At 40.8% G+C, this 19,338-nt stretch carries 16 protein-coding genes, 1 pseudogene and 1 riboswitch; of the genes and pseudogenes, 4 read left to right on the forward strand and 13 right to left on the reverse strand.

What is annotated here, in order from left to right:
• Nucleotides 1-7: 7 nt before the first annotated feature.
• Together ribE and ribD are read right to left on the reverse strand one after the other, a co-directional pair.
• Nucleotides 8-658 carry a riboflavin synthase gene (ribE, locus tag WD019_RS14060; protein ID WP_425711906.1) on the reverse strand — a complete coding sequence of 217 codons (651 nt, stop codon included), beginning with the start codon at nucleotides 656-658 and terminating at the stop codon, nucleotides 8-10.
• Nucleotides 643-1,751: pseudogene (ribD, locus tag WD019_RS14065) on the reverse strand (bifunctional diaminohydroxyphosphoribosylaminopyrimidine deaminase/5-amino-6-(5-phosphoribosylamino)uracil reductase RibD). Before ribD ends, ribE begins: the two are co-directional and overlap by 16 nt.
• A gap of 121 nt (nucleotides 1,752-1,872) precedes the next feature.
• Nucleotides 1,873-2,074, reverse strand: a riboswitch (FMN riboswitch).
• Nucleotides 2,075-2,197: 123 nt separating this feature from the next.
• On the opposite strand from ribD, the gene WD019_RS14070 reads away from it, so the two are divergent.
• Nucleotides 2,198-4,195, forward strand: coding sequence for a YhgE/Pip family protein (locus WD019_RS14070; RefSeq protein WP_425711907.1), 1,998 nt, complete (start codon nucleotides 2,198-2,200; stop codon nucleotides 4,193-4,195).
• A gap of 348 nt (nucleotides 4,196-4,543) precedes the next feature.
• Here the strand turns inward: WD019_RS14070 and WD019_RS14075 are convergent, their stop codons facing one another.
• Nucleotides 4,544-5,890, reverse strand: coding sequence for a D-serine ammonia-lyase (locus WD019_RS14075; protein WP_425711908.1), 1,347 nt, complete (start codon nucleotides 5,888-5,890; stop codon nucleotides 4,544-4,546).
• Between the two features lie 144 nt (nucleotides 5,891-6,034).
• Between WD019_RS14075 and WD019_RS14080 the strand changes: the two genes are divergently transcribed.
• Nucleotides 6,035-6,391, forward strand: a complete 357-nt coding sequence (locus WD019_RS14080; RefSeq protein ID WP_425711909.1) for a DMT family transporter — start codon at nucleotides 6,035-6,037, stop codon at nucleotides 6,389-6,391.
• A 42-nt stretch (nucleotides 6,392-6,433) separates the two neighbouring features.
• On the opposite strand, the gene WD019_RS14085 is transcribed toward WD019_RS14080, so the two are convergent.
• Nucleotides 6,434-7,642, reverse strand: coding sequence for an ornithine--oxo-acid transaminase (locus WD019_RS14085; protein ID WP_407636381.1), 1,209 nt, complete (start codon nucleotides 7,640-7,642; stop codon nucleotides 6,434-6,436).
• A gap of 221 nt (nucleotides 7,643-7,863) precedes the next feature.
• Here WD019_RS14085 and WD019_RS14090 point away from each other — a divergent pair, with 221 nt between their 5' ends.
• Nucleotides 7,864-9,291 carry a sigma-54 interaction domain-containing protein gene (locus WD019_RS14090; protein WP_051291389.1) on the forward strand — a complete coding sequence of 476 codons (1,428 nt, stop codon included), beginning with the start codon at nucleotides 7,864-7,866 and terminating at the stop codon, nucleotides 9,289-9,291.
• A gap of 125 nt (nucleotides 9,292-9,416) precedes the next feature.
• Entirely contained in the window at nucleotides 9,417-10,343 is a 927-nt protein-coding gene (locus WD019_RS14095; RefSeq protein ID WP_026677186.1) for a manganese-dependent inorganic pyrophosphatase, read from the forward strand.
• A gap of 76 nt (nucleotides 10,344-10,419) precedes the next feature.
• Here the strand turns inward: WD019_RS14095 and WD019_RS14100 are convergent, their stop codons facing one another.
• The 9 genes from WD019_RS14100 to WD019_RS14140 form a co-directional block, all read right to left on the reverse strand.
• The gene (locus tag WD019_RS14100) at nucleotides 10,420-11,064 is read right to left on the reverse strand and encodes a response regulator transcription factor (RefSeq protein WP_425711910.1); all 645 of its coding nucleotides are present in this window, start codon (nucleotides 11,062-11,064) and stop codon (nucleotides 10,420-10,422) included.
• Nucleotides 11,036-12,136 (reverse strand): sensor histidine kinase, encoded by a 1,101-nt coding sequence (locus WD019_RS14105; RefSeq protein WP_035350421.1) that lies wholly within the window; start codon nucleotides 12,134-12,136, stop codon nucleotides 11,036-11,038. Before WD019_RS14105 ends, WD019_RS14100 begins: the two co-directional genes overlap by 29 nt.
• Before the next feature lie 26 nt (nucleotides 12,137-12,162).
• Nucleotides 12,163-13,260, reverse strand: a complete 1,098-nt coding sequence (locus WD019_RS14110; RefSeq protein WP_425711911.1) for an ABC transporter permease — start codon at nucleotides 13,258-13,260, stop codon at nucleotides 12,163-12,165.
• On the reverse strand, nucleotides 13,241-14,404 hold the full coding sequence (locus WD019_RS14115; protein WP_425711912.1) for an ABC transporter permease: 1,164 nt from the start codon (nucleotides 14,402-14,404) through the stop codon (nucleotides 13,241-13,243). The genes WD019_RS14110 and WD019_RS14115 overlap by 20 nt, the downstream gene beginning before the upstream one ends.
• Nucleotides 14,405-15,337 carry an ATP-binding cassette domain-containing protein gene (locus tag WD019_RS14120; protein WP_425711913.1) on the reverse strand — a complete coding sequence of 311 codons (933 nt, stop codon included), beginning with the start codon at nucleotides 15,335-15,337 and terminating at the stop codon, nucleotides 14,405-14,407. It lies immediately after the preceding gene.
• A gap of 142 nt (nucleotides 15,338-15,479) precedes the next feature.
• Nucleotides 15,480-16,265, reverse strand: a complete 786-nt coding sequence (locus WD019_RS14125) for a YhfC family intramembrane metalloprotease (RefSeq protein WP_425711914.1) — start codon at nucleotides 16,263-16,265, stop codon at nucleotides 15,480-15,482.
• A 16-nt stretch (nucleotides 16,266-16,281) separates the two neighbouring features.
• Nucleotides 16,282-17,373: a DUF1648 domain-containing protein gene (locus WD019_RS14130; protein ID WP_425711915.1), complete on the reverse strand. Its 1,092-nt coding sequence runs from the start codon at nucleotides 17,371-17,373 to the stop codon at nucleotides 16,282-16,284.
• Between the two features lie 19 nt (nucleotides 17,374-17,392).
• Nucleotides 17,393-17,770, reverse strand: coding sequence for a GntR family transcriptional regulator (locus WD019_RS14135; protein WP_026677196.1), 378 nt, complete (start codon nucleotides 17,768-17,770; stop codon nucleotides 17,393-17,395).
• A 114-nt stretch (nucleotides 17,771-17,884) separates the two neighbouring features.
• On the reverse strand, nucleotides 17,885-19,297 hold the full coding sequence (locus WD019_RS14140) for a SpoVR family protein (RefSeq protein ID WP_425711916.1): 1,413 nt from the start codon (nucleotides 19,295-19,297) through the stop codon (nucleotides 17,885-17,887).
• Nucleotides 19,298-19,338 lie beyond the last annotated feature (41 nt).

A 19,338-nucleotide genomic window follows, 5' to 3' on the forward strand; every position in this document is an offset into this window, starting at 1 on the left:
ACGACCCCTAAAACCCATGTTCTTGTAAAAACGCTTCAGTAAGAAGGCTTTTCGTTTCTTTTTTCGATTGCCTTGCTGTTAAAAAGTTTTCGACATATTTACCAAGCATGTCACATTCTATATTGACACGATCTCCTTTTCCTTTTTCGCCAAGAATCGTATGTGAAACGGTATGGGGAATAAGCGAGACCGTAACCGTATCGTCATTCACTTCAAAAATCGTTAAACTTGTCCCATCGATAGCGACGGAACCTTTCACCATACAATATTTTGCCAACTCTTCCGGCAATTTAATTTGATAATAGATGGCATTTTGTTCTGGCTTTTTCGAGACAATCTCACCGACACCATCAACATGCCCGGTTACAAAATGCCCGCCAAACCTTCCGCCCGCTGCCATCGCCCGTTCCAAATTTACCTTTGAGCGGCTCGTTAATTCTTTTAAACCCGTATGCCGATACGTTTCAGGCATAACGTCAACTGTAAATTGATTGCCGGTAAAAGAGGTAACGGTTAAACAAACACCATTTACAGCAATGCTGTCTCCAAGCCTGACATCTGTTAAAATGGCTTTTGCTTCAATTGTAAGAACGATGGTTTCATGTCCTTTTTGAATGGAACGAATGGACCCGATTTCTTCAACTATTCCTGTAAACATGGCGTTACTCCCTTTCCGGAACCGATATAATTTTAATATCAGGACCGATTTGTTCAACCGACTTAATTTTTAAATGGAGCGCTTTTTCTAATTCGCGAAAGCCTTCACCGGAAAAAGAAGTAGGCGCATTTTGCCCGCCAATTAAAAGAGGAGCGACATATGTGATCACTTGATCTACTTCGCCGGACTGAAGAAAGCTTCCGTTTACCGTTGCGCCTCCTTCAACAAATATGGAAGTGATTCCTCGCTTCCCAAGCATTTTCAATACATCCGAAATGTCGATCGTTTTTTTATTCATTGACAAAATTGTAATGCCTTTTTCTTCGTATGGGTGTTTCGCTTCGGGCTTGACCTCATTTCCTGTCACAATCCAGGTTGGTGCCTTCCCGTCGCAAATCATATTGCTATCAATCGGGGTAAGTAAATGGGTATCTAAAATAATACGGATTGGGTTTTTTCCGCCGTTTGGGAGTCGAGTGGTGAGAGAGGGATTGTCTTTTAAAACCGTTCCAATGCCAACTAATATCGCATCATGCTCATGCCTATAACGATGGACATCCAGCCTGGCCGCTTCTGACGTAATCCATTGGCTTTCACCCGTTGACGTGGCTGTTTTTCCATCAAGGCTTGTAGCTGTTTTTAATGTGACAAACGGTTTTTTCGTTTTTATAAAGTGGTAAAATACTGCATTTAATTCGTCCGCACGGTCCTTCATTAAACCGAAGTCAACCTGGATGCCAGCTTCTTTCAGTCTTTGAATGCCTTTGCCGCTAACGAGCGGGTTTGGGTCGGTCGTTGCAATGACTGCGCGTTTTATTCCCCGTTCAATGACTAAATCGGCACATGGAGGGGTTTTCCCGAAATGACTGCACGGTTCCAGTGTTACATAGATTGTTGCTCCTTTCGCCTTGTCTCCTGCCATAGTTAAAGCATGGACTTCAGCATGAGGTTCTCCCGCCTTTAAATGGGCCCCCATACCGACAACCTGGCCATCTTTCACAACAATTGCCCCAACCAACGGATTCGGACTTGTTTGTCCCTTCGCACTTTCCGCCAGCTTGAGCGCTAGCTCCATAAACGTTTCATCTCTCATTTACTCACCTTCTTTCACTAAATAAAAATAACAACCCCGGAAGAACAACTACTCCCGGGGTTACTTAACAATAACAAAATAAACCTTTAACATTTCAATTTTTTAAAAGTTAAAAGCTCTCTCGTTCCTTCTCCCATCCAGACTATACTGTCGGCTCCGGAATTTCACCGAATCCACCATTCTAGAGATTGGAGATTAGAGATTGGAAGCTGGAAAAATCTAACGTCTCACTTCTCACATCTAGCTTCTAGAATGGGTCACGGGCTAAGAAGCGTTGCTTCATCACCGCCGGTTGGGAATTTCACCCGACCCCGAAGGAAAATACAATATTTAGTTATACACCACGTTTTCATTATAGCCTTATTTTTTCAATAAAACAAACGAATTCATATTTTTATCCTTCAAGGTGATATTAATAACGATGTTTTTTGTCAGGAGATGAAACGATGATACACGCTGAATGGCTTGCCATTGTTCGAAATAAAATGCTTTTGCTCTCAATCATTGCCGTGATCCTTATCCCTACTCTTTATTCCGGTTTGTTTGTTTGGGCCTTTTGGGACCCTTATGGAAAGATTAAACAGCTCCCTGTAGCAGTAGTCAATCTGGATCAGCCGATTCGCTATAAAGGAGAGACGATTTCAGCAGGGGATGATATTGTTGGTGAATTACGGAAAGACAAAAACGTAAAATGGAAGTTTGTCTCTAAGCAAAATGGAACTTATGGTCTAAGAAAAAATCGCTATTACGCGATGATTCAAATACCGAAAGATTTTTCAAAGGATGTCATCAGTGTCATCCAAAACAAGCCAAAGCGAGCAACGATTGAATATATCCCGAATACGGGCTATAACTTTGTCTCAACAAAAATAACGGACACCGCTTCTGAAAAATTAAGAGAAACCATTTCAGAAAATATTACAAAACATTATACGGATGTTTTATTTAAACAATTTGGCAACATTTCTAACGCTATTGATAAGGCAAGCAAAGGGGCAAATCATCTTAGTAGCGGATTGGACAATCTCTATACCAAGTCCAATCAACTGTTAAGCGGGTTAATAAGACAGCAATCTTCAATCAACCAATTGGCTTCGGGTGCATCTTTGCTTTATCAAAAAACGTCTGAGCTGAGTAATGGACTGGTTCAATTTGAACGGAAACTCGATACAATATCAGCTGATGCAAGGAATTTAGCCCAATTTATCGATCAAAACTATCCAAAATTGCGGGCTGGTCTTACAGAGATTACGAATCGAATGGATCGAGTTACCTCTATAGTAAATCAATCAAGAAATCAAATGAATCAAATGAAATATACAACCGCTCGGCTGCAATCAGATTTAAAACAATATGCTGCCATGCATCCGGAAGTTACAAATGACCCAAATTTCCAAGCCTTGCTTACTCTTAGCCAGAATCTTGCCAATTCTATGACTGCTGCCGAGTTCACATCTATCGAAAACGAGCTTTCAACCATGGCGTCAAGGCTCCAAACATTTAAAACAAAACACGAAACGTTATTTTCTTCCGTTCAGCCGACTGTATCTGCCCAATTCAATACTTATTTAAATCAGTTTAGAAAAGCAGCAAGTGGAAGTATTGCCTTAAAAAGAGGCGCGAAGAAAATTTCGGAAGGGACGTCACAAGCAGCAAAAGGATGGCAAACGTTAATTCAATCGGTCACATTGTTGGCTACTGGAGAAAAGAAGCTGTTGGACGGTTCAAAAAACCTATCAAAAGGATTAGGGGATTTATCGAATGCAGTCGGAAAAGTAAAGGGTGCTAATAATGCCCGCAACGCCATGTTTGCGGCACCGGTTAAAATTAAACGTCAGGAATTAACGAAAGGGATTACTTACGGTGCGGGCTTTACCCCTTATTTTCTATCCCTCGGGCTTTTTGTCGGCCCTTTAATGTTAACGACCGTTTATTCATTAAAAGATCCGGCTTCCCGCCCTGCCTCCGGGCTTCAATGGTTTTTAGGCAAGTATTCTGTCTTGTTTGTCGTTTTATTAGGCCAATCATTAATATCCGCTTCATTTTTATTGCTCGCTTTTCATATGAAGGTGGCAAGCACGCCATTATTTTTATTGTTTAGCTTTATCGCGAGCATTTCTTTTTCAAGCTTGATTATGTTTCTTGCAACAGCTCTCGGAAATCCCGGAAGGTTTATTGCACTCATCGTGCTCATTTTGCAATTAACGACTAGCGGCGGTTCATATCCCGTTGAGTTGATTGCTCCAGCCCTTCAACCGCTTCATCGCTTTTTGCCAATGAGCTATGCGGTGGCCGGATTTCGGGATGTCATGTTCACCAGTGACTTTTCTGCGATGTGGCAACAGGCTGCTATTTTATCTGTTTATTTTATTGTCTCTCTTTTCTTGCTTATTGTTTTCTTTTCGTATAGCTTTAAAAAAATATATCGAAAGAAGGAAGCTTAATTTCGGCTTCCTTCTTTTATAACCAGGCAGCCGAGCAGTGATTGGCCCAAGCAAAAAAGAAGGGCTCTATTCGAAAATAGAACCCTTCTTAAGTGAGAAGAAAGGGAGATACTGTTACAAAAACAATATGTCTGGGGTATTTCGGATATTGTCTTTGATAAACACCTCTTTCAAAGTAGTTCATTTAGGCTAACATCTTTAGATAGCGCAAGAGAACCATCTCCTTAAAAGTGCATATCCAGTATTCCTTTTTTCTCATGTGAAGAAGGTGGTGTCCCTCTTCACTATATATCATCTTCAATTTCAGCTTTTTTATACTCACTATTTTATTTTCATTTTCACCTGATTTTATAGGCTTCTTCCTATTCTGGCGTACTCCTCCATAACCTCTGGCGGTACCATGCTTCCGCCGGTTGCCCAAACGATATGGGTTGCATTCCTCATTTTCGTTTGCAAATCATTTTCTGCAACATATCGTTGCCCTTCGCTGTTCTTAAATAGCTGAATCGGCCCGTAGGCTCCTGCCAATGCGGAAGGCTCTAATGGAATTTGTTCTGCATCAATTAATGTGCTTAACAACTTATACAATTGATTATCATTTACTGTATAAATGCCTCTCAATAAATGTCGGACAGTCCGGCAAACAAATCCTGATGGTCTCCCTACCGCAAGACCATCCGCATCTGTTCGGTTATCTATCCCGAAATCTTGCACAGAAACATGGTCATAAAGCCCTGTCATTAGCCCGAGCAGCATACAAGGAGAGTGGGTTGGCTCAGCAAAAAAACAGTGAACATGCCCGCCATACATTTGTTTTAAACCGTAAGCAATTCCGCCGGGTCCTCCCCCTACTCCGCAAGGAAGATAGACAAACAATGGATGATCTTTATCTACCGTCACTTTTAATTCGTTAAGCTGCCGTTTTAGTCGGGGCGCCGCCACGGAATAACCGAGGAAAAGGTCTTTTGAGTTTTCATCATCGATAAAGTAACAGTTCGGATCTTTTTCCGCCTGCTTTCTTCCTTCCGCGACCGCCTTGCTGTAATCCTCTTCATATTCCACTACCGTTACGCCTTTACTTCGCAATAAATCTTTTTTCCACTGTTTCGCATCAGCCGACATATGGACGGTCACATGAAAGCCTAATTTGGCACTAATGATACCGATGCTTAACCCCAAGTTACCTGTTGATCCAACGGCGATCGAATAATTGGAAAAGAAGCGCCGGAATCGATCGGTCGCTATGGCCGAGTAGTTATCATCCAGCCTGAGAAGACCGTGTTCAATCGCTAAATGTTCCGCATGTTTTAAAACCTCATAAATACCGCCCCTCGCTTTAATCGAACCGGATATCGGCAGATGGCTGTCACATTTCAACCATAAATCCCCTTCTATTTTGACCTCATACATTTGCTCGATTTGCCGTTTCATTTTAGGGATTGGCTGAAGAGGAGACTCAATGATCCCATCCGTTTCTCTCGTTTCCGGAAAAGCCTCTGCTATGTATGGAGCGAACCGTTTTAACCGTTCCTCCGCTTCTTTCATTTCCCCTTCATTAACGGCGGGCCCTCCATCAGGATAGCCATACTTCGGATTTAGCCAGAAAACCTCCTTTGTTGACATGATATGATTTAGTTCCGGATGATCATTTTTCCATTCATTCAATGTTTTCCCATGGACAATATGTGTCTCCATTTACCTCTCCTCCTTTTCACCTTTTATTTCATTATGCCAATTCACATGTCATATTTGCCAATTTTTTCAGCATAAGTATTTACTTTGTTCGATTAACGTCATATGGTTGTATAGGGGCTTTTCAAATTTAGGGAGGAGATAAGAATGCATTGGATCTATCTATGTTTAGCCATTCTTTTTGAAGTGGCGGGAACGATTAGTATGAAACTCTCAAACGGATTAACGAAGCCCATACCGAGTGCTTCCATGATCGTTTTTTATCTTTCAAGCTTAAGTGTGTTAACACTCGCATTGAAAACGATTGAAATATCCGTCGCTTATGCCATCTGGTCGGGAATGGGCATCGTTCTCATTACGGCATTCGGGTTTTTGTACTTTCAAGAAAGCATCAGTTTCGTTAAAATCTTCGCGATTCTTCTTATTCTTATTGGAGTGGTCACCTTAAACATAAGCGGAAATGCCCACGGGGCTAGCGGAACAAAAGTGGAGAAAAGCAAATAAAAATCAAGCGGAAGCCCGTATCAGGACTTCCGCCTAAACCATTTATGACAAAACGCTTTGAATTTTTTCAATGGCCCAATCAAGCTCTTCTTTTGAAATGATGAGCGGTGGAGCGAAACGAATGACTGTATCATGTGTTTCTTTACATAATAGGCCTTTTTCTTTTAATTGCTCACAGTAAGGACGGGCGTCTTCATTTAATTCAACACCGATAAATAAGCCTTTTCCACGAACTTCTTTAATTGCCGGGTGAGTCAATTCTTTTAATTTCTCCTTGAAATACTCGCCTAACTCCAATGAACGTTCAGCTAATTTTTCTTCTTCTAATACTTCCAAAGCCGCAACGGAAACCGCACAAGCAAGCGGATTGCCTCCGAAAGTAGAACCGTGTGAACCAGGGTTAAATACGCCTAACACTTCTTTATTTGCCGCTACACAAGAAATCGGGAATACGCCACCGCCAAGTGCTTTTCCTAAAATGTACATATCCGGATGAACGTTATCCCAATCGCAGGCAAATGTTTTTCCAGAACGCCCGAGTCCTGCTTGAATTTCGTCTGCGATAAACAATACGTTATTTTCTTTACATACTTCAAAGGCATCCTTCAAGAAGCCTGCAGGCGGAATATTAATTCCAGCTTCACCTTGAATCGGCTCGATTAAGAAAGCTGCCGTATTCGGAGTAATAGCGTTTTTTAGTGCTTCAAGATCACCATATGGCACAAGTTTAATGCCAGGAACTAAAGGACCAAAACCGCGTTTGTATTCCGGATCAGATGATAGTGATACAGCTCCTAATGTACGTCCGTGAAAGTTCCCTTCACATGCAATAATTTCAGCTTGATTCTCTTGGATACCTTTGACATCATAACCCCAACGGCGAGCGGCTTTAAGCGCTGTTTCAACCGCTTCAGCCCCCGTGTTCATTGGAAGAATCATATCTTTCTTCGTTAATTTTGATACTTTTTCATAAAAATCACCTAAGTTATCGCTGTGAAACGCACGAGACGTTAAGGTTACTTTATCCGCCTGGTCTTTTAATGCTTGAATAATTTTTGGATGTCTATGCCCCTGGTTCACAGCTGAATAAGCGCTCAGCATATCCATATATTTGTTGCCTTCAGGGTCTTCTACCCAGACTCCTTCTGCTTTTGAAATAACTATTGGAAGTGGATGATAGTTTTTTGCACCATATTTTTCTGTTTGTTCGATAATCGATTGGGTATGTTGTTTCTCTATCGTTGACATCATAAATTCCTCCCGTCAAAAATTTTCATTCCACTAAAGATATAATGCAAGTTCCATGCCAACTATTAACGATGCGTGATTTCAACAGATTATTAATTTTCTGTGCAAATATTTTTGGCATATTGTTTTCTAATTTTGCACAAACTAACGCAAATTTTGTTTGCACTATTGTTTAATATGACGTAAAATTTTTTTAAAAGTCGCTTTTAGAAAGGACTAACGAAATGAGTAACCAGGAAGAATTAGATGCTTTACGCAAGCTAAATTTGATTTATGAAAAAATCATTGAAGAAATTGACGCCGGAGTTCACGTGATCGACGCCTATGGAAAAACGATCATTTACAATAAAAAAATGACGGAAATCGAGGATATGGAACGTGAGGATGTCCTCGGCAAAAATGTGCTTGATGTTTTCATGTTTCAGGAAAACCAATACAGTACGCTCGTAAAAGCATTGCAAACAGGTGAAAGCAAACGGAACGAAAAACAATCCTATTTTAATAATAAAGGACAGGAAATTACAACGGTGAACAATACGTTCCCGATCATTACTAACGGACAAGTCATCGGGGCAATGGAAATCGCGAAAGATATTACAAAGCTTGCCCGCCTTATTCACGACAAAGCGCTTCATAAAGACGGAACCCGTTTTACGTTTGATAATATCATTGGAAAAAGCGAAACGTTTTCTGAAGTGATTGAACGGGCTAGACGGGCGACACGAACCTTTTCTTCGGTCCTTATCATTGGTGAAACAGGAACAGGGAAAGAACTATTTGCCCAGAGTATTCACAACGGCAGCGACCGCGCGTTAAAACCTTTTATTTCGCAAAACTGCGCCGCTTTGCCAGAAACATTAATCGAGAGCTTATTGTTCGGCACGAAAAAAGGGGCATTCACAGGTAGCACCGATCGTCCCGGCCTATTTGAGCAGGCGGAAGGCGGCACACTACTATTGGATGAGATCAATTCACTTAGCCCTTATTTACAGGCGAAATTGCTCCGGGCTCTCCAAGAAAAAACGATTCGCCGTGTCGGTGATACCGTCGACCGTGCAATTGATGTCCGGATTATTGCAACGATGAACGAAGATCCGGTCGATGCGATCGCAAATGACCGATTGCGGAAAGATCTTTATTATCGGCTCAGTGTTGTGTCGCTGTTCATTCCGCCATTGCGTGAAAGAAAAGAAGATATACCTGTTCTTATCCAACACTTCATTGATAAGTACAATCACCTGTTTCAAATGGATGTAAAGGGACTGGACAGTGAAGTATACGACGCTTTTCTTGAGTACAATTGGCCCGGGAATGTACGGGAACTCCAGCATATTATCGAAGGTGCAATGAACCTGGTAGTGAATGAAGAATATATTCAGTACGCCCATCTCCCTGTCCACCTCCGTCACAGGTGGCTTCACAAAGGGGAAGCACCCCTCCATTCCTCCTTGTCCGATATCGTTCATGAAGATGAGGAACAATCGATTAAACAATTAAAAGAGAAAATGGAGGAAGTTGAAAAATACTATATTCAACAAGCCTTGAAAGTTCATCATTACAACATTTCGCGGACAGCGAAAGCGCTTGGGATTAGCCGGCAAAGTTTGCAATACCGCCTGCGGAAATTTCAAATCTCAGAAACGAAGCAATAACAGGGCAAAAAAGTCTTATTTTCAACCAGATCACTTTTATTATGCTTTGCTATCTATCGCCTTGTCATTTAAAATAAGAATGAAGAATGTTGATTATTATTGAATAGAAAGGATAAGAGAAAAGAATGAGCAAAGTACTTATTTTTGGACATAAAAATCCGGATACAGATACGATTTGTTCTGCTATCGCTTATGCAGATCTAAAAAACAAATTAGGGATGGAAGCCGAACCTGTACGTTTAGGCGCGGTAAACGGCGAAACGCAATACGCTTTAGACTATTTCCAAGCGGAAGCGCCACGTTTAGTAGAATCCGTTTCTAATGAAGCGAAAGAAGTTATTTTAGTGGATCATAACGAGCGCCAACAAAGTGCGGATGATATCGACCAAGTCCGTGTTCTCGAAGTCATCGACCACCACCGAATCGCAAACTTTGAAACAAGCGATCCTCTATATTACCGTGCTGAACCTGTCGGATGTACGGCAACAATTTTAAATAAATTATATAAAGAACATGGTGTCGCAATCGAAAAAAATATTGCCGGCTTAATGTTATCCGCGATTATTTCGGATTCTCTCCTTTTCAAATCGCCAACTTGTACGGAGCAAGATGTTGCTGCAGCACGTGAATTAGCGGCGATTGCCGGAGTGGAAATCGAAAGCTATGGTTTAGAGATGTTAAAAGCCGGAGCGAATCTGGCTGACAAATCCGTTAATGAGCTGATCTCACTTGATGCAAAAGAGTTTCAAATGGGCGAGCATAAAGTTGAAATCGCTCAAGTAAACGCCGTTGATTTGAACGATGTTCTTTCACGCAAGGCTGAAGTGGAAAAAGCCCTTTCCGATGTCATTGAAAAGAAAAACCTTGATCTATTTTTATTCGTTGTCACAGACATTTTAAACAGCGACTCCACAGCTATTGCTCTCGGCAGTGCCCAGGATGCGGTTGAGAAAGCGTTCAATGTTCAATTAGAAGATAATTCCGCTCTATTAAAAGGCGTTGTTTCACGCAAGAAGCAAATTGTTCCTGTATTAACAGATGCGATTTCCTAAAACCATTCAAAAGCCGGAGGTCTAGTAAAATGACCTCCGGCTTTTTCAATAAAGTAAAAGCCCCAAATTTTCCTTTTCACCCTTTTTCTGCTCCATAATTCAAATAATAAATGGCAAGCTGTGTTCTGCCGCGCAACTCTAGCTTTTCAAGCATCCTCGTAATGTAGTTCCTTACCGTGCCCTCGCTAAGATAAAGCTCTTTTGCAATTTCCTTGTTGGACAGTCCCTCTGCGACAAGCTTTAACACATCCAGTTCTCTGCTTGTTAACTCGACATGAACATTCTTCTTCGGTTTTGTATCTGTCAGCATGCATGACAATTTCGAAGCGACTTCAGGATGCAATACCATGCTTCCCTTGTAGACCGTTTTGACGGTTTCGACAATCGCCTCACTCGACTGGTTTTTTAAAATATAGCCTGCGGCCCCATTTTTGAGCGCTTCTTTAATATAGTCGTCATCTTTAAATGTCGTTAATATAATTACCTTCGTCGCGGGCCACGATTCCTTTATTTTTTTCGTGCAAACGACGCCGTCCATATTCGGCATGCGAATATCCATTAATACAATATCAGGCTGCTCGTTTTTGCAAAACGCCAGGGCTTCTTCTCCGTCCGCAGCCGTACCGACAACGTCCATCCCCTCTTCCAAATCTAAAATGAGCCGTAAGCTGTCCCTGATTAACGCATCATCATCAACGATTAGAATGCGCAAATATATCACCCTCTTTCTTTTCAATTGGAAGAATGCAGACCATCATAAACCCATTTTCGCCGCTGGCGGACAAACTTCCTCCTAGCATCTTCACACGTTCTTTCATTCCCCGCATTCCTAAGCCATCTACGATTTGAGCTGCACCAACGCCGTTGTCTTTAATATAAAGCCGGGCAAAGTGATCGTTTGTCGTAAGGTCGATCTCGATTAAGGAAGCATTCGAATACTTAAAGGCATTGGTAAGTGCTTCTTTAATGTTCGTTGTAATGACTTCCCAATGTGTTGGAGAAAGTATCGTCATATCCCCTTTATGGGTAAATGATACGTCACAAAACGTAAACGATTGGATGATGCGTTCAATTTGTTCAATACCGACAGCTTCTTTCGGTTTAATATTATGCACCGTCTCCCTGATCACCTCTAGCGTTGTCGATAAATCGCCAATCGTTTTTTCAAACAAGGCATTCGCCTTTTCTTCATTTTTCTCTTTTACCTTATAGGCGGCTTGAAGCTGCATGTAGATTCCTGCGATCTTATGCCCTATCGAATCGTGAATTTCGCTTGCGATCCGGTTGCGCTCCCGTAGCTCCGTCATATGGACAAGTTCCTGGCTGGAGCGGAGCAGCTGCTGCTTCGTGCTTTCTAATTCATAAATATACCTTCGTTCCTTATCGGATATGACTTTGAAATGAGCATCTTTTTCCTTCAATGTTACAATTAAATAAGAAACAAACACACATACAATAATATAAAAAAAGTAAAAAAGGAGCCCTTCATTTTTTAAGAGAAAAAAAGCGGGAACGACAGTCCCGATTAACAGTGCGTATCGTTTGCTCTCTACAATTTCGAACACAAAAAAGCCAAGGGCTGCCGTAAATAACGGCTCGATATAGACAGCCCCTGCAATCGCTACAATTTCAGCAAATATAATCATTTTGCCTTTTATATATTTTGCTTTCAGAACTTCTAAAATAAATAGAAGGAGGTAGAATCCCATCTCAATAGATGTCGGTATTCCTTTAAAGATCAAACAAAAAGCGACTAACGCAAGCAATAAAGCGCGATAAATGATAATTTCCATTCCAATCACCTTTTACAGGCACCTTTTTATTTCGCAATATCCTCCTTTTTCCACGAGGAAAGCAAGAAAAAGATTATCGCAAATCCTGCCAGTATACTTAATTCTAACATGACATGGCTTAAGCTGTTTCCGTACACTAATTTTTTCAGTGCCTTTAGTCCCCATGAGATGGGGATAAACTCCGCAATCTTTTGCAACACATCGGGCATAATGTCAATCGGCCAAAAGCAGCCGCCAAGCATCGCAAACGGAGTACTGATTAAGATCGCAATTGCCTGTGCCTGTTTTGAATTTTTCGCCTGCGAACTGATTAAAATGCCGATAGAAATCGAAACGATAGAAAACACAAATAATACGATAAACACATTAAAGATGGAAGGTCCCAGATCTGCATGAAAGATAAAGATCATTATTGCAAGTAAACATATAATTTGCATAAGAGAAATAAAGATATAACTTAGAATATGCTGGATATTGTAGCTTCTTAGTTTGAGTGGTGTTGTAAAGAAACGATGATACAATTTCTTGTCTTTATCTTGCAAGATTAACCGGGATGAAACATTAATCATCAAAAACAAGCTATAGACGACAAAGCCCAGGGCGCTGACGACATTTTGGCGGTTATCCTTCCCTATACTTTTCTCTTTCACTTGAAGATTTCCTTTTTCGTATTCCTTCATACCTTTATAAAATTGATCGGAATCCCCACCAGCAGCTTTACTTATCAGCTCGCTATTACGAAAATACGAATCAACATATGCTTTAACCCCGGCGGAAACATTGCTTTCCTTAACCTGATAACTTTTCACACTGATCGGCTTCCCCTTGATGAGGCTGTCTGTGAATCCTTTTGGAAGAATGATCACATATTCAGCATATCCTGAAATCAGCTGGTTTCGATAGTTTTTCTCATTAACGCTGACAAAATCAGCCTTTTTCTTTAAATTTTCCGCGAACTGTTTCGTAAAAGGGGATTTGTCTTGATCAATCAAGCCGACTTTCAGTTTTTGCGTGTCTGTTGAAGCCAGAATCAGCGCCATAAAGATAAGTGGAATGATCGTAATCGCCAAAAGCGCTCCTTTATTCCGTAATAGCCGCTTTATATTATTTTGAAAGATGACCATGTTGATACCTCCTTAAACCTACTAAGACGAGAATAAACGCAAGAATAAGTATTCCAATCAGAAATATAAAATTCGTTTGGATATCCGTTTGTCCGCCGTAAATTTTTTGGAAAATCATTTTCTGTGTCAATACATTTGGAAGCAACATTTGTATTTTCATCATTATCGGATTCGTTTCAAAAAATGGAATCCTGAAAAAGCCACCGGCGATAAATGTGACGACAGGAATGGCTAAGTCAAGTATATGATCCGCCGCATCCGGATTAAGAATGAGTGATAACGCCATCGCAATCAGAATCATCGTAAAGGCAAAAAGGAAACTGACTCCTAAAATAAACGGAAGATGGGATCCCAGGTTGACATGATATACATAACGGAAAACGATAAGAAGTACGGCAATTTGCAAGAAAACTGTAACTACCCCCGCCACCGCTTTACCGATGAAATGGTCAAAGGGCTTAATCGGCAATGATTTCATTCTCATTCCGATCGTTGAATAAATTTCCTGGCGAACCGTTTCTCTTCCAAAAACCGTGCTGTACATCAAAATCATGATCATCATCGTTATCGCATAATAGTCCATCGAAGTCGGTTTCTTGCCCTGAATGCTAAGCGTATGGTTATCAATCATACTTTCAGGGTAAGAAGGGGCAAATTTAGCCGATATTGTTCTTGCCGCCTGATAACTATTTACGCCGCTCACATAACTATTGACGATTTCATGCACAACCGTCCCGTCAAACGCATGGTTGTCAATGATTTCAAGAGAGTGCTTTTGATTTGTCTGCACATCCTGAGAAAATCCTTTTGTGATGATGACAACCGCACCGATTTCCTCTTCTCTTAGCGCTTTTCTCGCTTTATCTTCAGAGGAAAACGCACGGATTTTCACGATCTTTTTCAACTCTTTGCTTTCAAAAAAGGAAACGAGCTGTTTGGCCATCGGTCCATGGTCTTTGTCTATAATGGCCGCTTTAATATGAAGTTTTTCCGTCGTCCGGTCCTGTCCTGCCCCCACTTTCCCTAATGCCGTTCCTAAAATGAGGGTTAGGAGAAGCGGAAAGGCGAGCAATAGAATAAAGCTCTTTCGATCACGAATAATTCGGAGCAGTTCATAATGCGCAACAGTTAAAATATTTTTCATCTACGCTTCCTCCCTCAAGGCTCTGCCCGTTAATGTCAAGAAGACATCTTCAAGCGTTGGAGTCGTAGTTGCAACGTTAGTGACTTTTACCCCTTCTTGAATAAAAAGTTCCAATATCTCATTCATTTGCGGCGACTCTGTCACAATCCGCAATGTCTCATTTTCTGCCGTAACTTCTTTAACAACCGGAAGCTCTTTTAATTTCTCAATCACCGCATAGTTCGGCGCTTCCATTGTAATGACGACAACATGCTCATTAATAATTAGTTTGGCAAGCTCATTCTTAGTGCCTTGTGCGATAATCCGCCCTTTATCGACAATTGCGATATTTGTACAAATGGCTGCAACCTCTTCCATGTAATGGGAGATATAAATAATCGTGCTGCCCATTTCATTTAGCTTTTTAACCGATTCTAAAATGTAATTTCTCGATTGCGGATCAATCCCGACTGTCGGCTCATCCATAATGATTAATTTCGGCTTATGAACAATTGCACAGGCAATGTTAAGGCGTCGCTTCATTCCTCCAGAAAATTTTCCTGGCTGCTTATCTTTCATATCATACAAACCGACAAACTCCAATGCCTCTTTCACGCCATTTTTTAGATCTTCGCCTTTTAATCCGTAAAGTTTCCCAAATAATGTAACATTTTCATCAGCCGTTAACTCTTCATAAAGTGCGATGTCCTGTGGAACGAGTCCTATATCTTCCTTAATCTCTAATTCATGTTGTTTTATTGATTTCCCTAGAAGTTTGATTTCCCCACTGTCATACTTCGTTAAGCCGAGCATCGTATGAACGAGTGTCGATTTCCCTGCCCCATTCGGCCCGAGTAAACCGAATACTTCGCCCTCTTTAACCGCCAGCGTCATATGATCAAGTGCCAAAAAGTCTTTGTACCGTTTTACCAGGTTTGAAACCTCAATTATCATTTCTATTTCCTCCCTCTAGTTTCTGGTTTTATCTTACCAATTTCCTTTTCTTTCTAATAGTGAATTTCCGCTAAACTGAACATGACAAATGTCACATAGAATTTGTCATAAAAAAAAGATGGTGAAGCACCATCTTTTTAATTCAATTAATTTTTTCGAATTCAGGCTTCATTTTAACAATAAATAGGATAGCAAACACGGCGATAACCGCCAGAAATCCTTCGATCGGCCAAATACTTTTGATTAATCCCGCTTGATAAAATGCGGCCAGGAAATCAATTCCGGCATGAACGAGAATGGCATAGATGACAAACTTGAACTGACTCTTTCTAATCCCGTACAAAACAAGCAGGGAAAACGCCAATTGCAGGGCAATCGCAAACATTCGTTCAATTCCTCCTGCCGCAAACATCGAAAATCCCTGATGGATAAATTGATCCTTTATAAGGTTAATGTGTTCCTGTGAATACCCGCCACCTAACAATTTATCCAGCTTCCCTGAATTAATAAGCGATGCCATAATTAATGAGTTGACACCGCCAAGCACGCCGATCAGTATCGCTTCGATTCCGCCATGACCTAAACCGAGTGACAATCCGTCTTTATATTCCCGGTTCTTCTTTAATAGCCATTTAAAGGCGAGAAACCGCCCCATCTCTTCAAAAACACCAGCAGCAAGCCCTCCGTAAAGAGCAAAACAATACGGATTTGCCGTCCATTTTAACTCCGTTCCACTCGGGGCAAGCACTATGTAATGAAGAATTTTTTCGAGAATTTGCGAGAATAGGATAAAGACAAGCACCCCCACACCGAACGACTTCCAGGATAGCATCTTTTTCTTTTTGAAAACAATGATTAAAATAATGGGTAGTAAGAGAGCGATCGCCATTTGAAAAACGATGCCGCTCAGTACACTGTTTGGTATCATACGTAAGTTTCCTCCTTTATGATGATAAAAATAACGGGATGATAATAGCGGGAACGAGAATCATAAAAAGAATCAGCCAGCTTAGCGGTCTCGCAAAATTTAATGTCCATCCGATTCCGAACCGTTTCTCCATCCAAACGGCCGGGTCATCCGGGTTAAAATAAAATATTCCTAACTTCCAATGGCGATCATCTTCCCGGTTTATACTCCTATTTTCCTGTCCTTTCGAAATTTTCACGCGACTGCCTCCTTGTCCCGTGGTGAACGAAAGAATAATAGCAGCGAGTAAAATTCCGCAGACAGCAACGATTGGTACAATGATCAATACGATAGGATTGATTGTTACAATAAACGATAATTGTATCAAGAAAAATAGAAGGACGATAACCGTTCCTGTTACAAAATTAAAGAAGGACCATCTCCAGCGAAATATCAAGTTTTGCTTGATGGAGGTCTCTGGGTCAGCCGGATTAATTTGTTGCTTTGCTTTTACAATGGTCGAATTCAAGTAAGTAAATAAAATGGTTAAATAAAATTGAATGGCTGGCAGCATTAAGACAGTTCGATAAGATTTATGTCCCCAGCTTGTCACATGCCCGCTAAAGTCATATTTAAGCGGCATTTTTTCCGGTATTTGCTTATAAAAGGTCATGCTCATAAACAAAGTTGCAAGTGAAATCATGAAAGGTACTAGAAACCATGCACTTGAAACAGCTAATTTTTGACTTCGAAATTTCGAATCAATGACCAATTTTTGCGGTCGTGATTGATCCCACTTTTTCTCCGCCTTCATTTTTTTCATATGAAGATGAAAGACATAATAAATGAGGAAAGAACCGATTAAAAAAAGAGTAATCATGCCGGGAAAAAGCAGCTCTTGTTTTCGTGCACCTATTAATAAAAGAACAATGCTTATAACGAGCGCGAACAGCCCCGTAACATAGGCGTACTTCTTTCTCAGTCCCGCAAGTTCACGAAGTTGGTAGACTTCCTCCGGTATGGACACTCCAAAGCTTTCCGTCTTCCTTGTCAAATACGGTATAAAAATAATCAACACTGCAATGGGCAAAAATGTAATAAAAAAAATCATCCACCCCAAAGCTTCCATCTTCCTCTTCCCACCTTTTTTATCTAAATTTCTTAAATTGTTCCCTGCATAACTGGATAAATCGTTCCTCATCCATATCCCGGCAAATGGCATCGACGATAAGCGGTTCAAGGTCACCTTTTAACTTCTCTACATAAACCTCATCCGCTTTCGGCACTCCTTCTGGATTAATGACCACCCCTTTTTGCCGGTGAATAAAAACGTATCCTTCCTGCTTTAATAATTGGTAAGCTTTATTCACCGTATGGAGGTTAATCCCCAGGTCGGCAGCAAGCGACCGGACGGAGGGCAATGCTTCCCCGGGGACAAGTTCTTTCAAGGCAATCCCTTTCTTAATCGTTTGGACGAGCTGAGTATAAATCGGTATCTCCGACTGTAAATCGAGATCGATAATCATTGTTTTTCCCTTCTTCACTTAGTTATAACTGTTATATATATAATATAACAAATGAATAGAAAATGCAAAAAAATATCAAGGGTGTTCCAACGTGTTTTGGAACACCCTCTGAACCTACAAATATTTCCGATGCACGCTCTTTCCGTCATACGTAAAGAGAACGTCTTTTTCCTCAATGATCGTCTCCAAATGAACCGGTCTGCCCCAGAGCTGGCAAATATACGGCAGTACTTTTTCCAAATATTTAATATCAAGCTCGATTCCTTCATACCAATGTTTAAGATAAAGTTCTCCGTTTTTTAAATAGTCTCCATCATTTACGGTAATATACGGAAAGCCGCCGTTAATTCGCATATTTATCAGCTGGTCGCGAACTTCCTCCCAATCTTTATCCGTAATTTTATAATCCTTGCCCTGCTTTTGGAAAACATACATATCTTCTCTCTTGCACAAGTCTTTCGTTAAATAATTACGAATAAAGGAAGTATCGGACTCAATTTCCCTGACCTCAAATATTTTCTCCCTACCACTTCCCGGATTAACCCCTTGTTTTTTTAATTCTTCATTAGGATTGTTGTAGCGCTCCTCTATGTCTTCAAAAATTTTAAGCCCGAGATAATAAGGATTAATACTCGTACGCGAAGGTTGGACGACGCCCGCGTTTAGTTTCGCAAATTCAATCGTTTCATCCGCCGTTAAATCCATTTCCCGCAGAATGCGCGCATGCCAGTAAGATGCCCAGCCTTCATTCATGATTTTCGTTTCAAGCTGCGGCCAAAAATAAAGCATTTCTTCTCTCATCATCGACAGAATATCGCGCTGCCATTCTTCCAATTCACGGCTGTACTCCTCGATAAACAGCAATAAATCTTTTTCAGGATGAGGAGGAAACGACTTTTTCTTTTTCTTAGGCTTTTCTTCTTTCATCGGTTTATCAATGTCCCAGAGATCATCATAAGGCGTTTCTTTTTTTACCGAAACTTCCTCTTCTTCTTCCTCTAGAACATAATTCAATTTTTTCCTTAAAATCGACGGATCAATATGCTCCTGGATCGCTAAAACCGCATCAAGGAACTTCTCAACTTCTTTTTTCCCGTGAATCAATTCATAGTGGGAAATCCGTTCTGCCGTTGCCGTCATGCTTTCAACCATATCCCGTCTCGTATTGGAGAAGCGTACGTTGTTTTTAAAAAAGTCACAGTGAGCCAAAACGTGCGCAATAATCAGCTTGTTTTGAATCAGCGAATTGGTATCAAGCAAAAACGCATAGCATGGGTTGGAGTTAATGACGAGTTCGTATATTTTGCTTAATCCGAGGTCATATTGAAGCTTCATTTTATGAAATTGTTTTCCAAAGCTCCAATGAGAAAACCGTGTCGGCATTCCATAGGCCCCAAAAGTATAAATGATATCGGCAGGGCATATTTCATAACGCATCGGGTAAAAATCAAGCCCAAACCCTACTGCGATTTCAGTAATTTCGGCAATCGCCTTTTCCAGTTCTTTATTTTGTAGATCCCAATCCATTCATTTCCCCTCCCTTTATTCAATTTATGAACAAGGTGTAG

It is taken from the genome of Fictibacillus sp. Mic-4 (genome assembly GCF_049843615.1).
Taxonomy (GTDB): domain Bacteria; phylum Bacillota; class Bacilli; order Bacillales; family Fictibacillaceae; genus Fictibacillus_A; species Fictibacillus_A gelatini.